Raw genomic sequence first — 14785 nt, 5'->3', positions numbered from 1 at the left:
CCACGGCACATGCGCCTGCAGGGAATCTGATTTCGAGGAGCGCTGACGCTGTAGGTGTCAGTCGCCGTTACCCTCGCCGTCCCGGGCCTTCCCGTCCCCGATCTTGCCGTTCCCGGCCGGGGTGGTGGGGGGCGGGGACGGTGTCGGGGTGGGTTGGGCGGCCAGCGTGGCGGCGACCTTGAGGATGGCGGCGTGAACCTGAGCCTGCTTGGTGTCGGAGATCTTACCTGCGGTTCGGGCGGTGTTCAGGTCAGCTGTCAGCGTCGCAGTGGCGTCCCGGGCCGCCGCGTAATCGTGCGCGGCGGCGGCGCGGGTCAGCGTCTGGACGTCGCGTTGCAGCAAAGTCTGGGTGGCGGGGTCGATGCTGTCGCCGCGGCTGGCGCAACCGCTGCCCAGGAGGGTGGCCAGCACGACGGCGATGGTTGCGAGGGCGCGGGGTTGACGCGTCATCCGACAGCCTGCTGCAGCTGGTGAAGGTCGCGCCCGAGCTGACCGGGCACGCTGGGGTATGCCGGTGGCGGGGTCCTGGCCGTGCCGTGGTCCGTCGCGACCAACGACAGCATCAGAACTGTTGTCGCGACTGCGAGGACGGCGACCGCCGCCAGCCACCACAGCCGGCTTGCAAGCACGCGGGCCACGGGCCGCAGCCGACTCCTGTCGACCACCTGCGACGTGTCTTCCGCGGGACCAGTCGCGGCCGCAAACCTGGACGTCGCGGGGCCTAGCGGCAAGGACTTGGTGGGGGCGGGTCTCTGGTGGCCGGGCCGGTCGCTGGTCAGCGGCTGCAGGGCCGCCCGAACTTCCGCCGCAGTGGGACGAGCTTGAGGTGTCTGGGTCGTCATCGCCTCCAGCAGCTGCGCCCAGTCGGGGCCGTGCTCGGTCGGAATGGTCGGCGCCCGGTGTAGACGGGCCAGCGCCGCCTCGATGCCGCTGCCGGGGTAGGCAACCTGTCCGGTGAGGCTTTCGAGGAGGACCAAGCCCAAGGAATAGATGTCGCTGGCCGGCCCGATGTCAGCGCCTTCGACCTGTTCGGGGCTGAGGTAGTTGGCAGTGCCGATGGTGGTGCCGGCGATGGTGACCCTGGTGGCATCTAGCAGTCGGGCGATGCCGAAGTCGGCAAGTTTGGCGGTGATCGCAGCGGTGTCACCGTTTCCGCTGTCGGCCGTTGCGAGCAGGATGTTCGCCGGCTTGACGTCGCGGTGGACGATTCCGCGTGCATGCACGTGGTCCAGTCCGGCGGCCATCTGGGCGCCCAGCTCCGCCGCCTGCTGGCAGGTCATGGGCCCATCGGTGAGGCGTTCGCGCAGGCTAGGGCCGCCGATGAGCTCCATCACGATGAACGGTCGTGCGTCCGTGCTTGAGTCATCGGTGCTGGCGTCGAAGACGGTGACTAGGTTCGGGTGGCTCAGCGAGGCAAGCAGGCGCACCTCGGTCTGCATCCGGGCGCGGTCCTGGGCAGTGTCACCCCCGACGCGAAACACCTTGACGGCCACTGCACGCTCGAGCACCCGGTCTGTAGCAGCGAATACGGACGCCATGCCGCCCTGACCGATTCGGTGGTGCAGCCGGTAGCGCGCCGCAAGCAGGTAACCCGGGTCGGCGAGGTCAGCCATAACGGCTACCGGCCGGACTGGGGGAGGGGGTCGCGTCCATCACTGGCTAATGCTACGGGGTGGCAACTCCGGTGGCGCGGCCGCGCGATGTGCCCTTCAGTTGCGTCACCAAGCCAGATGTCCGCCGGTGACGAATACCTCTCGGTGGCCGTCACAGAAACGGCCGGTCTGGAGTCACCGATCCCATGAGAGCAAACGTCTGCTGCTTCGCCGTCGCCTCAGTCCTGGCCTTGGGTATGTCTGCCTGCGGGAGCTCATCGGAGAACACGGGTTCGACAACCTCGTCTTCCTCGTCGATGTCGACCCCCATGCCGTCATCGACGTCCCCCGCAGCGACTCCATCGAAGACCGCGATGGACAGCACGATCACGATCAAGGACTTCATGTTCGAGCTCCCGGCCAGCGTGAGCCCGGGAGCACAGGTGAGCATCAAGAATCTCGACGCACAGGCTCACACGGTCACGTCCAAGAAGGGGGGCTTCGACGTCAAGGTGGACCCCGATGGGACAGCCACCCTCACGGCGCCGAAGAACCCCGGTAGCTACCCGGTCGTGTGCTCGTTCCACGCGAATATGAGCGCCACGCTCGTCGTCAAGTGACCACCGCCGCCAGCCGCGCCGACCGCCGCCGCCGACAACACGAAGGCAGCCCGGTCAGTGTCCTGGTTCGCGGACTGGTGGTCCTCACCCTCGGCGTGGATGCATTCATCCACTTCCGGCTGGCTGCGGGTTACCAAAACGCTGCACCTGGTGGCATCGGCACGGGCACCGTGTTTCGTCTCGAGGCCATCGCCGCCACCCTCGTCGGTCTCTGGGTCCTTGTCCGCGGAAGCCGCGCGGCCTATGCCGCCGCCGCGGTCATCGCCTTGAGCGCGGCAGCCGCCGTGGTCCTGTACCGGTACGTGAACGTGCCGACAGTTGGGCCACTTCCCGCGATGTACGAGCCGGTTTGGTACTTCCAGAAGACGCTCAGCGCGGTCGCGGAAACCGTCGGGGGCATCACGGCCGCAGCCGCCTACCTCCGTTCCGACAAGGATCGCCCACACGAGGATTTCTGAGCAGTCTGCGCGAAAGATATTTGACAGCAAGGCAATCCGTTCGCGGCGGGTGAACGAATACCGGACACAGAGCAAGACAACGGGCGGCCATTCCTCTTGGTCGCAAGACAAGGGAGTCATTGCATGCGCACCTCCACCAAGCTCGCCGCCGTCGCACTGGGCACCACCGCGCTCATGCCGTTCCTGGCAGTGGGCGCTGCCCAGGCGGCTGACGGCACCACGACTGCCACGCTTCGCCCGGTGGCCCTCAACGGCGTCAACGCCAGCGGCACCGCCAACGTCGCGGTCCACGGCACCACCATCGACGTCACCATGGCTGCGACCGGCCTGCTGGCGAACCAGCCGCACGCCGCGCACATCCACTTCGGCGCCGACGCCCGGCACGAGTGCCCGCTGGCGACCGATGACACCAACAAGGACGGTCACCTCAACACCACCGAGGGCGGGCCCGCGTACGGTCCGATCGTCGTCTCCCTCACCAAGACCGGTGACACGTCGCCCAAGAGCGGACTTGCCGTGGACCGGTTCGACACCGCCCCCGGCGGCAAGCTGAGCTACGAGCGCGGCAGCATCACGGTGTCCCCTGAGGTCGCCTCGGCGATCAGCAGCGGCAAGGCTGTCGTCGTCGTCCACGGCGTCGACTACAACCACGACGGCAAGTACGACGGCGCCACCAAGAGCGACCTCGACCCGAGCCTGCCCACCGAGGCGACCGACCCGGCCATCTGTGGCGCCCTGCGCGCCGCCCCGGCCGGCGGCATGAACACCGGCGCGGGCGGCACGTCCACCAACAACAACGAGGGTCTGCTGGCCCTCGGCGGTGGGCTCCTGGTCGCCGCGGCCGGAACCGGCGCGTTCGCCAGCCGCAAGGTTCGCAACCGCGCCTGATGTCCCTCATCCAGAGATTCGGTGGCCGCCGCGGCATCCTTGCTGCAGCGGCCACCGTGCTTCTCCTGCTAGCCGGGGCAACCCTGATCCAGAAGGGCCTTTCGGCACCGGGTCCGCCACCCCAGCCCTCGAGCCAGTCCTCGAGTGGTTCATCGACCGCCACGTCGCCCGCGCCGACCCCGTCCCCCACGGGAACCGACGAGCCCAACGCCTCGCCGAGCTTCGGCCCGCTGATGGCAGCCAGCCCACCCACAGGACTGCAGATCCCCTCGATCGGCGTCGACACCCACCGCATAGTCGACCTGCACCTCGACTCCACGGGCAAGCTCGAAGCCCCCGCCGACTTCCAACGCGCCGGGTGGTACGCCGACGGTCCCACCCCAGGCGAGTTGGGCATCGCAGTCATCGGCGCCCACGTCGACAGCAAGGCCGGCCCCGCCGTCTTCTACCGCCTCGGCGCCCTCCACCCGGGCGCCAAAGTCACCGTGACCCGCAAGGACGGCACCACCACAACCTTCGTCGTCGACCAGGTCGCCCGGTACTCCAAGGCGAAGTTCCCCACAGCCACCGTCTACGGCAACACCCACGGCCGAGCCGAACTGCGCCTCATCACCTGCGGTGGCGCCTTCGACCACACCACCGGCCACTACGTCGACAACATCGTCGCCTTCGCCCACCTCGTGTGATCGCCGCGGCCTGCGCGGCGCATCCCCTACTTCACGTCAGACATGCTGGATTGACCTGGCGCCAGTGCCGCCGTCAGGGCGGTGGTGATGGGCACGGCAAGGACCAAACCAATGGCGCTGGCGAGGGCGCGCACCGCCTCCTCGGCGATGTCGTTGCTGGACGGGTGAAGGAAAGTGGCTGGGCGTCCAGGACGATGAGCATAACGACGCTAAGGGCAGCGCCCGGCGTAGACGAAGACGACGGTGTAGAGGGTCGACGCGGTGTGGTCGCGTCTGATGCGCGAGGTGGCCGCGCCACTGAAGTCAGCGACGTGCACGCCGCTCGCGAACAAGTGGTTTCTCTGACTCAGATTGCCCAACCGGCCGGTAGGTGAAACGACTGAACAGGACTGCTCGTCGGCCCGGCGCCAGTGTCACGCAGGATGGAGGCCACCCATCGCCTGGTCGGCAGTCTGCGCTCAGCCTGCGTTCTGGGTTGCTTCAGGCGCGGTCGTGCCCTGCCGATTGTTCGCGGGCTCGTCCAACCAGCGCACCGCGGGGAGGGCGACGAGCGCGCCTGCGGCCCAACCGCCGACGACGTCGCTGACCCAGTGGTACCCGAGGACGACGGTGCACACGCCGACGACGCCAGAAGCGGCAACCGCGAGCGGGAGCACCCACCGGCGCATGCTGGCCCGCCCTCCCCACAGCAGGGCGACAGTCAGGGTCAAACACACTACGGCAGTGGCGGCGTGCCCCGAGGGGTAGGAGTGGCCGCCGTCCAACACGGTGTTCTCGCCGGCACGCGGGGCGGTGCGACCAACCAGTACCTTCATCAGCCACAGCGACATGCTCATCGCGACCATGGCGGCACCGGTCACCACGACCGGTCGAGGGTCACGCTGGCGCACGCCCCGCCACACGGCCGTTGTGATCGCGATGGACCCGACCAGCCAGAACTGCCCTCCCATGACCAGTACCCGGGCGGTGATGTGACCGACGCCGCGGGTGTCCAAGGCGGTGAACCACGGCAACGTGGCGCCGTCGAATCGCACCGTGCTCCCGCCGACTACGGCGACTGTGAGCACGGACAACGCGATAGCGCTGATGCCCCAGGGGTCCTTGATCAGGCGTCGCGTTGGGCGCAGCTGCGCGATTAGTGACCGCAGAGTCGCTCGGGTCGCGGTACGCCGCGACAGTGCTTGTGCCCGCGCGGCTGCCGGGTCCCGGGTGAACTCGGTCAGCCGCTGCTCGGCAACGGTCGCCCACACCACCATGCCGAAGATGACGACGAAGGCCACCGCGAACAACTCGCCAATGTCGTCGTACTCGGTCAGCCGCACCCGCAGAAGTGTACGGGGGTAGATGTCACGTCCGTAACAGCGGACGACGAAAACGCCGCGGGAGAGGATGGACAGCGATGCCGGCCCTGTTACGGTTGTTACATCATGGAGGAGAACTTGATTGACGGCGCCGAACCCGTCCCGCCCGCCAGCGACGGACCCGGGCGGTGGTCCACGTGGCATGCGCTCTCGCCCGCCCAGGCACTCGAGCGCCTCCAGGTCCACCCGGGCGGCCTGACCCAGGAGGATGCCGGGGAGCGGTCGCGCCGGTACGGGCCGAACCTTGCCAAGCTGCCCAAACGCGAGTCCTGGCTCGAGGAGTTCGGCGAGTCGTTCACCGAGCCCCTGCAGCTGCTCCTGGTCGGGGTCGCCGTGCTCAGCTTCATCTTCGGCGAGGTCGTCGACGGCCTCGCCATCGCCGGGGTCATCCTGCTCGCGGCCGCAGTGGAGACGTCCACCGAGATGCGCGCCCAGCGGTCCGTCGAGGCGTTGCACGAGTTGACCGCCCCGGTGGCGCGTGTCCTTCGTGACGGCGCCGCGCGAACGATCCCGGCCGCAGACGTCGTCCCCGGCGACGTCCTGCTGCTGGAGGCGGGCGACCTTGTGCCCGCCGACGCGCGCGTCCTGACCGCGTCCGCACTGACCAGCGCCGAGGCGTCCCTGACCGGCGAACCCGGTTCCGTGCCCAAGTCCGCCGAACCGGTCGACCTGGGCGCCGGGGTGGCGGACCGGTCCAGCGTCGTGCACGCCGGGTGCGAGGTCACGGGCGGGACCGGGACCGCGGTCGTGTACGAGACCGGGGCGGGGACTGAGGTCGGGAAGGTCGCCGCCTTGACCGCGGGGCAACGTGAACCCGTCACGCCGTTGCAGCTGGGCATGGCGCGCGTGGCCAAGCTCGTCCTGGTGTTCGCGGTCGTGGTCTCCGTGGGGGTGCCGGTGCTCGGGTGGGTGTTGGGTCAGCCGGTCAAGGAGATGGTGCTGACCGCGTTGTCGATGGCGTTCGCGACCGTGCCCGAGGAGCTACCCGTCCTGGTCACGGTCCTGCTCGCTGTGGGCGGACGCGCCCTAGCGCGGCGCGGCGCGCTGCTGCGCCGGTTGTCCGTGGGAGAGGCGATCGGGTCGGTCACGACGCTGCTGACCGATAAGACCGGCACCCTGACCCGCAACGAGCTGACCGTCACGGACGTGCAGGGCGACTCCACCGCTGTCATTCGCGCCGCGCTGGCCGCCCAGGGCGCCGGTGCACCCACCGACACTGGCGTGCGTGAGCCGCTCGAGCAGGCCGTCGCGGCCCGGGCCGAGCAGCTGGGCGTGCCGAGCCCGCTGAGCGCCACCGGTGCGGTCGTCCTCGCGGCGTGGCCGTTCGACCAGGCGTCGCGGCTGCGGGTCACCGCCTGGCGCGACCCCGAGGGGCAGGCCGTGGTGGCGGTGGCCGGCGCCCCCGAGGCCGTGCTGGCCGCGTGTCGCCCGCGAGACCAGCTGGACTGGGCGACCCCGGTCACGCAGGCGCTGGAGTCCGGTCACCGCACCATCGGCTACGCCACCGGCCCCTACCCCCACGGCGCTCACCCAAATGCGGGCGCAGACAGCGAGCCAGTGCTGGGCGCAGACCTGCGTATGGTCGGGCTGGTCACGTTCACCGACCCGGTCCGCGACGGGGTGCCCGAGGCGGTCACCGAGCTGTGCGAGGCCGGCATCGCGACCATCGTCGTCACCGGCGACCACCCGTCGGCCGGTCGCGTCGTCGCCCGAACGGCCGGGTTGCCCGACGGGCCCACCTTCACCGGCGGGCATCCCCTGGCCGGGCGGGGCGATGCGGACCTGGTGGCGGACCTGGTGCACGGGACCGTTGTGGGCCGGTGCACCCCGGCCGACAAGCTCCGCCTCGTGCGGCTCCTGCAGGGGCAGGGGCAGGTGGTGGCCGTCACCGGTGACGGCGTCAACGACGCCCCCGCGTTGTCCGCCGCCGACGTCGGCATCGCCATGGGGCAGCGCGGGACGCAGATGGCGCGGCAGGCTGCCGGGCTGGTGCTGACCGACGACGCGTACCCCACGGTGGCTGCCGCGGTGGAGAAGGGGCGCAGCATCTTCTCCCAGCTGCGCCGCGGTGTGTCGTTCTACCTTGGCGCCAAGCTCGCCCTGGTGACGGCGATGGTGGCCGCGGTCCTGGCGGGGCTGCCTGTCCCGTACGCGCCGGTGCAGATCGTGCTGCTCGAGCTGTTCATGGACGTGGGCGCGTCGTTGGCGTTCGTGTCCGAACCGGGGGCCCCGGCAGCGATGCGCCAGCCCCCGCGGCCGCGCAACGCGTCGCTGGTCGACGGTGCGTTCATCACCGCCACCATCATGGTCGGGGTCGTCCTCGGCTCAGCCGCCACCGTCGCCTACCTGGCCTCCTCCGCGGTCGGGGCGAGCACCGGGCAAGCCCGGTGTGCCGCCTTGGTCGTGTGGTTGGTCGGGCACGTGGCGGTGGCCTGGTCGCTGCGGGCACGACCGGGACTGTCCTGGCGGGACAACCCGTACTTCCCGCTGTGGGCGTTCGCCGCCGTCGTCGTGTCCGTCGTGGCGGCGTGGACGCCGGCCGCGGCGCTGGTCCGGGCCGAGCCGCTGGTCCAGGCGCAGGTTCCGTTCGTGCTCGCTGCCGTCGCCGGGTGCGCCCTGCTGGGGTGGGCGGCACGCCCGGTGCTGGGCACCGGCACGGAGCTGTAGTTGGTGGAGGCTGTGTATCGTCCGAGCATGCCCCCCTCGAGTTCCTCTTGGCTCCTGGTGGCTCTGTCCACCGCAGCGGCTCCAGCCTCGACGCGCGTGACCGCGTGGCGCAAACTGCGATCCCTGGGGTCGCTATACCTGCAGCAGTCGGTGTGCATGCTCCCGGCCCGCCCCGACATCCGCACCGCCGTCGAGGCATTGGCCACCCGTGTGCGGACCGAGGGCGGCACCGCCCGCGTCGTGGAGGTCGCCGTTACCGAAGCCGCTGAGCAGGACGCCCTGGTGATCGAGTTGCAAGAAGCCCGGGACGCCGAGTACGAGGAGGTCCTGGCACGGTTCCCCGCGTTCTTCGCCGAACTCGACAGTGAGACCGCGAGAGGACGCACCACGTACGAGGAGCTCGAGGAGAGCGAAGCCGACCTCGACCGGTTCCGTGCCTGGATTTCCAAGATCGAGGCCCGCGACTACTTCGCGGCTCCCCGCGGTGAGGCCGCCCGTGCCGAGTTGACCCGCGCCGAGGCCGCACTCGCGGAGTTCGCGAACGCCACCATGGACGCCGAAGACGTCGAACCGCGGCCCGACCGTGAGGCAGCCACAGCGTCCGGGGCGCGCCGCGCGCGCCGCGGGTCCCGACTGGAGGCCGTCCCTCCCGCTAACGACTGACCTCGAGCCGGGCAACCTCCGGGCTGTTACGGGTGTAACGTGATTGCTCCCGAGGTTTGCGGGTGGTCCCGCGGCCGGAGTATCCGGAGGCTGTCATGCGATTCAAGCGAGTTCTTGTCCTGTTCGGTATGGCGGTGGCCGGCAAGCTAGCTGCTCAGCTGCTTGAGGGACGTGGTCATCACGTGTCCGCGCGCCGGGTCCGGTCGGTGGCAGCTCGACTGGACCTGCTCCGCGGGCGTCGGCGCCCCCGCCGGTGACCCGCGGATGACCCGCATGGGCTGCGCAGCTGGCGGGGTGTCGTGGTTGGCGGTTGGGGGCGCCTCGGTCGCTTTGGCCATGGTGTCCGTGCTGCCAACTCCCGGGTTCGTGTCGCTAGCTTCGGACCAGCGGGCCGCTCACGCAGCAGCGCTGGTGTGCGGGATTGCGACGTTGCTGGTTGCGGTGGCGGCTTCGGGTCGGTGCTGGGATCGGGTCGGGCTGCTGTTGTGGGGTTTGGCGTGGGCGGCAGGCACGTGGCTGGCGGTGGACGTGGTCGCCGGCGATGGGTACGCGTCCTTGATGGCGGCCGTGTTTCTTGCGATGTGCGGGGCTGGGGCGGTTGTGCGCGGTCAGGACTGAGCCGCTGACCGCTGCTGTGCAGTCCGGGGGCCAGGTGCTCGCGAGGGCGATGATGACCCCGCCGGACACTCTGGCACCTACGGCACCAGAGGAAGCCGAGGACCACATGACGCATGGTCGAGGTGGTGCGGCCCCCTTGAGGGTCAGGCGTCGGTGCTGGGGTCGCCGTCCGGTCGGCCCGCTGGTTCAGGGATTGTTCCCGCAAGGTTCGTGAGTGGCGACGAGGTCAGCTCGCGGTCGTGCGCGGCGAAGGGGGCCCCCACCCTGGTGTCGCGCCGTACCGTCGCGCACTTCAAGGCAAGTCGGCATGCCGCAGGCGCGCGCGGCGGTAGGTGGTCACCGTCGAGGCGGACGGCACCATTCCGGGCGCCCGCGTCCACGAGGGGGCCAGTCCTGGCGATCCGGCGCTGCCGGACCACGCAAGGTCGTGACCTGGCACATGGCCTACAGCTAGCGGGCTGTCAAGGAAGCCTCGGAAGTGTTACCCATCAATTGAAGCCGGTTGGTCACCCATCCTCCGGACCCAGACCCTGTGTTCGGCTATCCCTGCTGCACCGTCGTTGAGCCCTTCCTGCTGGGACGGCAGGACCTGTCTCGTCCGGTGGTTTGTGTAGAGTGGCGGGCGCGATGGGGAGTAGCCCTGTCAAAACCGGTCATCGACACGCTGGAGCATCATGCTTCCGGTGGCCGGGCTCGCCGCCAGGCGGGCGGGCGAGACCTTCGACCCAACGCCGATGACAACCAGTTGCGTCGGCGGGGTCGAAGTTGTCCGCCCCTCGCTGGAGCAGGCCTCGGATCCCGCCGTTGCGGAAAGGCTTGCCCCGTGATTCATTTCGTGCTCCTGATCGCCTGCGCCGTGGCGATCTATCTCTCGTGTGAGTGGTTCGTCAACGCGGTGGAGTGGCTGGGCGAGCGGCTGAACGTCGCCCGTATGGCCGTTGGCACCATCCTCGCCGCCTTTGGCACAGCTCTCCCTGAGTCGGTCGTGACGCTTGTGGCGGTAACCACCGGTGGCACGGAGGAGGCCAAGAACATCGGTGTTGGCGCGGCCATGGGCGGGCCGCTCGCCCTCGCGACGGTCGCGTACGGCGTCACCGGAGCGATGTTGCTGCTCAAGCGGCGCAAGGATCGCGCAACCGTGCGCGCCGCCGTCGGCGCGGGCCTCTCCGATGGTTCGGCCGGTTCAGCAGCGCTCGACGAGTCGGGTGTGGGCACTTCGGCAGACATGAGGCGGCTAACGAAGGACCAGGCGTGGTTCCTGCCCATTTTCGTTGTCAAGGTCGCCCTCGGACTGGTCGCCTTCGCCTTCAAGCCAGCTCTCGGCCTAGTCTTCTTTGCCGCCTACGCCATCTACTTCTGGCGCGAGATCCGCAACAACGACGAAAGCGGCGAGGATGAGTTCCTCGAGCCGCTCAAGCTGCAGCCCAAGGCAGCGTCTCCCAGCACCGGGGCCGTGGTCGCTCAGACTCTTGCCGCCCTCGTGGTGATCTTCTTCGCCTCGCAGTACTTCGTGCAGCAGCTGGACGCCGTCGGCCCGATGCTCGGCCTGTCCGCATCGGTCACCGCTCTATTGCTGTCCCCCGTCGCAACCGAGCTGCCCGAAATCATGAACGCCGTCATCTGGGTGCGCCAAGGGAAGACGAAGCTGGCCCTGGCCAACATCTCCGGCGCCATGATGATCCAGGCCACCGTCCCCTCAGGTCTTGGCCTGCTCTTCACGAGCTGGAAGTTCGACAGCGCCCTTCTGTGGTCCGGGCTCATCACGATGTCCGCGATCGTCTACCTGCTACTTGCCATGACGGCTCATAGACTGACCCCCACCCGCCTCACCGCGGCTGCGGCCTTCTACGCGCTGTTTGTAGTCGGATTGGTTCCGATCCTGATGTGAAAGGCCATGCGGACTCGGGGCTGAGGTGCGGAGGTGCTGAGGTGCTGAGGTGCTGAGGCAAGCATGGCCATGATTGACCAGGTCACCCCTGACGTCATAAGCCGAGTGCATGCGCCGCGACTGGGCACCTATGCCCATAGCCATTTCAGGTCCGAATTGAGCGGTGGTCGACGCGGTACAGCTCGTGAAATCTTGCACACCGGTGTGCCGATGGTCGCGGCCGGCGGGGCAGGCGCGTCCGCGACGCTGCGCGACCCCCGGCATCCGAGTCACGAGTGGGCTGCGGCACCTTGCGGCGGGCGTGGCCATCGCGGCCGCAGCCTCAGGGCTGCCGCCGAGGAGCTGGTAGCCGCGACCACCCAGCGGGGGATTACGTTGACAGGGGCGGATGACTGCTCACGGCCTTTGGCCAGGCAGGTGCTTTAGTGGGCGTTCGACCCGGTCGGCCGGAACCTGGCAGCGCTCGGTTCCGTGCCGCCACGCGGAGGCGCGGACACCTCCCCGAAGAATACGCCGCCGGGAAAGGGCTGTACCTCGTCGGCGGACGACGGCCTATCAGGTCCAACCCAACGGCGTCATCCGGCGGCTGGAGGAACCCCCCCAACGCCCTGGCCATGACTCACGGCGACTGGCTAGGCATGACTGAGCCGATGCACCATTCACAACGGCTCAGATAGCCCGTGATCGTCCGACCGTGTCGCTGCCAGGGTGAGCAGGCAAGCCCGGCTCCGGGACGTGTTGCTAGGACGGCGCGGTGTCTGGCCTAGCGGTCTCGCCCGGAGTCGCGGGCTTGTGTCCGATGTGGAGAGATGACTCCCGCAGCTGTTGGAGGCGCTGGTCGACGTCGTCCTCGCGTCGCAGCCGGTTCAGTTGTTCGGTGAGTTGCTCTGCGCTGTCGCTGGGACCGTAACCTCGCTCACCGAGTTCGTGCAGCGCTGCGGCACGCGCTTGGAGGTCCTGTGTGCGGTCCTGTGCCCGGCGCAGGGCGATGCCGAGGTCCGCCATTTCGGCGGATGCGCCCGTGATGGCTTCGCCGATGCGGACCTCGGCCTCGGCGGCCGTGTACTGGGCCTTCATCTGCTCCTTGGCCGTGCGGAACTGGCTGACCTTGGCAGCCAAGCCGTGTTCGGATTGCTCAAGGTGCCTCTGCCGTGCCCGCAGATCTCTGGCTTGGTCTTGGGCCTGGTCGAGCTCTGCCTGCAATTCGGCCTGCCGCGTCAAGGCCAGTCGGGCCATGTCTTCTTGGCCCCGGTCCAGTGCTTGGCGGGCGACGCTATCCAGCTTGGGTAGTTCGGCCCGGATCTCATCGCTGCGCAGTTCGAGCCGCTTACCCGCCGTGGCCACGTCGGCCACGCCGCGCCGCACGTCGGCAAGCAGGCGCAGTTGACGCTCGTAGGCGTCATCGAAGGTGTCCCGTGGATCCTCGACCCGGTTGAGGGCCTTGGTGGTCCGAATGCTCACCAACCGCATGATCCGCTGCAGCAGTCCCATCGGCGCGATTCCCTTCACTTTCTGGTGTGGGTCTTCCACTTTCTGGTGTGGGTCTTCTTGGTGTGGCGAAGGCGGCCGGACGATCGCGGCGAGTCGCCGACCCCACTCCTAGACCATCGGGCCGGGTCAGGCCCGGTGCAGCCTTTGATAGGTGGACACCCAGGTGTCTAGGGCTTGCACTTCGCCGTCGATGCGGGTTCGAGCCTGCTCGAGTTCGTCGGTGGCCACCGCCATCTCCAAGCGGGCCAGTTGCTGCCGAATCTGTGAAGCGACGTTCGCGGTTTGCTCGACCTTCGGCGCCAAATCGGTGCTCGCCTGCTGACGCACCGCTTGGCTGGGATCGTGGGCGGCGGTGCGGAGTTGGTTGTCGAGGTGGCGCGCGGTGCGGCTCAGGGTCGCGGCGATGTGCGACAGGTCGCCTGTCTCCGAGTGGGCGCCGGCTGCCCCGGCCAGGGCCTCGTTGGTCGCCCGCATCTCGCGTCGCAGGCGGTACCGTTGGGCCGTCAGTGCCCGTGCCGAACGGTCGCCTGTGACCATGCGCAGGGCAAGGCGGCCGTTCGTGCCGAGCTGAGCGCGCCGTGCGCGTCGCACCGCGACCCATAGCAGCACGACCGCCATACAGAACAGCAGGAGAAGGATCAGCCCTGCCGTGATGGCGATCCCCGGCGTCAGCAAACCCAGTGGGTCTGACGTCTCGATCTCACCGTCCGTGACCATCCTCGCTCACCTTCCTTCTGCCGCCGTGGTGATACGAGCGTAACATCATGGGGGTCGCTCTCCGGAGCGGCCCGCGTCTGCAACGGACGTCGGTTGCACACGGAAGGGACACATAGCTGATGGGAATGCTTAACAACGCTCTGCAGCGGGCGCGCCGCTACGCCCAGGAGCACCCGGACAAGGTCGACCAGCTGACCCAGAAGGCGGCAAACGCCGCGGACCGGCAGACCAAGGGACGGTATCGACGTCAGATCGACTCGGCCGCGCGGAAGGTTGGGGACTGGACCGGCCAGCCGCCGAGCGAGGGCCGGCCGGGTGGGCGCTGAGGGATGCTGAAGCTGTCATGCAGGTAGCAGGGGCATCCTGCCCCGGCCGCCGAACTCACCACCGGGTCCGTGAGGAATGTTGCCTGTCCTGGGTTTGCCCGGTTAGGACTGACCACCGCTGCTGCCCAAGCCGCCGATGAGGTTGATCATGGTGGCGATGATCACAGCACCGAACAGGTACGACACGAGGGCCTGCCGTAGAACGTTGCGGCGCATCGTCCAGGACCGGACCAGGGTGTCGGAGACCTGGAACGTCATCCCGACGGTGAATGCGAGGTAGGCGAAGTCGCGGTACCGCGGTTGGGTGTCGTCGTTGAAGTCCAGGCCGTCCTGGTGGTTTTCGTAGTAGGTGCGCGCGTACCGGGTGGTGAAGACGCTGTGCACCAGGGCCCAGGCCAAGGCCACGCCGAGCACGGACACGGCGGCCTGCTCGTCCTTGGTGCCGGTGGACCCGGTCAGGAGCAGGGCGACGGCGGCCAGGCTGAACAACGCGGCGGTCAGCATGGTGGTGTCGGACAAGGACTGGCGGGGGTCCTCGCGGCGGGCATGCTCCCTCGTCGCGTGCTGGTCCATGGGCCAGATGGCCCACCAGAGCCGGGTCAGGAACACGGCGGCGGCAGCCATGAATCCCAGCAGCGCCCCGAGCTGCCAGTGCCAGGCGAGACTGGCGCCGACCGCCACGACTGCACCGGCGGTGGCGGCGGTGGCTACGGCCGCTGTTGCGGACGGCCCCTTGCCGTGGGGGGAGTGGGGGTTGGTGCTGCGGTGCAGGAGGTTCACGGTTTGGCTTGTCCTTTCGGCCGGGTGGGG

At 68.9% G+C, this 14785-nt stretch carries 15 protein-coding genes; 8 read left to right on the top strand and 7 right to left on the bottom strand.

Going from position 1 to position 14785, the window contains the following annotated elements:
* Positions 1-57 precede the first annotated feature (57 nt).
* The 3 genes from ACFUC1_RS01535 to ACFUC1_RS01525 all read right to left on the bottom strand — a co-directional run bounded on the left by ACFUC1_RS01535 (position 58) and on the right by ACFUC1_RS01525 (position 1983).
* Entirely contained in the window at positions 58-411 is a 354-nt protein-coding gene (locus ACFUC1_RS01535) for a hypothetical protein (protein ID WP_379116129.1), read from the bottom strand.
* Between the two features lie 35 nt (positions 412-446).
* A complete protein-coding gene (locus ACFUC1_RS01530; protein WP_379116127.1) occupies positions 447-1613 on the bottom strand; it encodes a serine/threonine-protein kinase in 1167 nt (388 codons plus the stop codon).
* Between the two features lie 151 nt (positions 1614-1764).
* Positions 1765-1983, bottom strand: coding sequence for a hypothetical protein (locus ACFUC1_RS01525; RefSeq protein ID WP_379116126.1), 219 nt, complete (start codon positions 1981-1983; stop codon positions 1765-1767).
* Between ACFUC1_RS01525 and ACFUC1_RS01520 the strand changes: the two genes are divergently transcribed.
* The 4 genes from ACFUC1_RS01520 (at position 1967) to ACFUC1_RS01505 (ending at position 4244) form a co-directional block, all read left to right on the top strand.
* Positions 1967-2212 carry a cupredoxin domain-containing protein gene (locus ACFUC1_RS01520; RefSeq protein WP_379116125.1) on the top strand — a complete coding sequence of 82 codons (246 nt, stop codon included), beginning with the start codon at positions 1967-1969 and terminating at the stop codon, positions 2210-2212. The two genes, ACFUC1_RS01525 and ACFUC1_RS01520, sit on opposite strands and share 17 nt — an antisense overlap.
* A complete protein-coding gene (locus ACFUC1_RS01515) occupies positions 2209-2670 on the top strand; it encodes a hypothetical protein (protein WP_379116124.1) in 462 nt (153 codons plus the stop codon). The genes ACFUC1_RS01520 and ACFUC1_RS01515 overlap by 4 nt, the downstream gene beginning before the upstream one ends.
* Positions 2671-2793: 123 nt before the next feature.
* A complete protein-coding gene (locus ACFUC1_RS01510) occupies positions 2794-3558 on the top strand; it encodes a hypothetical protein (protein ID WP_379116123.1) in 765 nt (254 codons plus the stop codon).
* 233 nt (positions 3559-3791) lie between these two features.
* Positions 3792-4244 carry a class F sortase gene (locus ACFUC1_RS01505; RefSeq protein WP_379116122.1) on the top strand — a complete coding sequence of 151 codons (453 nt, stop codon included), beginning with the start codon at positions 3792-3794 and terminating at the stop codon, positions 4242-4244.
* Positions 4245-4702: 458 nt separating this feature from the next.
* Here ACFUC1_RS01505 and ACFUC1_RS01500 read toward each other — a convergent pair whose 3' ends face one another.
* Positions 4703-5566, bottom strand: a complete 864-nt coding sequence (locus ACFUC1_RS01500) for a phosphatase PAP2 family protein (protein WP_379116121.1) — start codon at positions 5564-5566, stop codon at positions 4703-4705.
* 105 nt (positions 5567-5671) lie between these two features.
* Here ACFUC1_RS01500 and ACFUC1_RS01495 point away from each other — a divergent pair, with 105 nt between their 5' ends.
* From ACFUC1_RS01495 to ACFUC1_RS01485, 3 genes are all read left to right on the top strand, one after another.
* Entirely contained in the window at positions 5672-8272 is a 2601-nt protein-coding gene (locus ACFUC1_RS01495; RefSeq protein ID WP_379116120.1) for a cation-translocating P-type ATPase, read from the top strand.
* A 96-nt stretch (positions 8273-8368) separates the two neighbouring features.
* Positions 8369-8935 (top strand): Chromate resistance protein ChrB, encoded by a 567-nt coding sequence (locus ACFUC1_RS01490; RefSeq protein ID WP_379116119.1) that lies wholly within the window; start codon positions 8369-8371, stop codon positions 8933-8935.
* A 1441-nt stretch (positions 8936-10376) separates the two neighbouring features.
* Positions 10377-11441, top strand: coding sequence for a sodium:calcium antiporter (locus ACFUC1_RS01485; RefSeq protein WP_379116118.1), 1065 nt, complete (start codon positions 10377-10379; stop codon positions 11439-11441).
* A 741-nt stretch (positions 11442-12182) separates the two neighbouring features.
* Here ACFUC1_RS01485 and ACFUC1_RS01480 read toward each other — a convergent pair.
* Positions 12183-12932, bottom strand: a complete 750-nt coding sequence (locus ACFUC1_RS01480) for a PspA/IM30 family protein (protein WP_379116117.1) — start codon at positions 12930-12932, stop codon at positions 12183-12185.
* Between the two features lie 126 nt (positions 12933-13058).
* Positions 13059-13649, bottom strand: coding sequence for a hypothetical protein (locus tag ACFUC1_RS01475; protein WP_379116116.1), 591 nt, complete (start codon positions 13647-13649; stop codon positions 13059-13061).
* Between the two features lie 125 nt (positions 13650-13774).
* Between ACFUC1_RS01475 and ACFUC1_RS01470 the strand changes: the two genes are divergently transcribed.
* Complete coding sequence (locus ACFUC1_RS01470; RefSeq protein ID WP_379116115.1) at positions 13775-13975, top strand: antitoxin; 201 nt, start codon at positions 13775-13777, stop codon at positions 13973-13975.
* A gap of 102 nt (positions 13976-14077) precedes the next feature.
* Here ACFUC1_RS01470 and ACFUC1_RS01465 read toward each other — a convergent pair whose 3' ends face one another.
* Positions 14078-14755: a DUF1345 domain-containing protein gene (locus ACFUC1_RS01465; protein ID WP_379116114.1), complete on the bottom strand. Its 678-nt coding sequence runs from the start codon at positions 14753-14755 to the stop codon at positions 14078-14080.
* Positions 14756-14785: the final 30 nt, after the last annotated feature.

It is taken from the genome of Pedococcus sp. NPDC057267, assembly GCF_042668795.1.
Taxonomy (GTDB): Bacteria; Actinomycetota; Actinomycetes; order Actinomycetales; family Dermatophilaceae; genus Pedococcus.
This window is presented reverse-complemented; position numbering and strand designations above follow the sequence as displayed.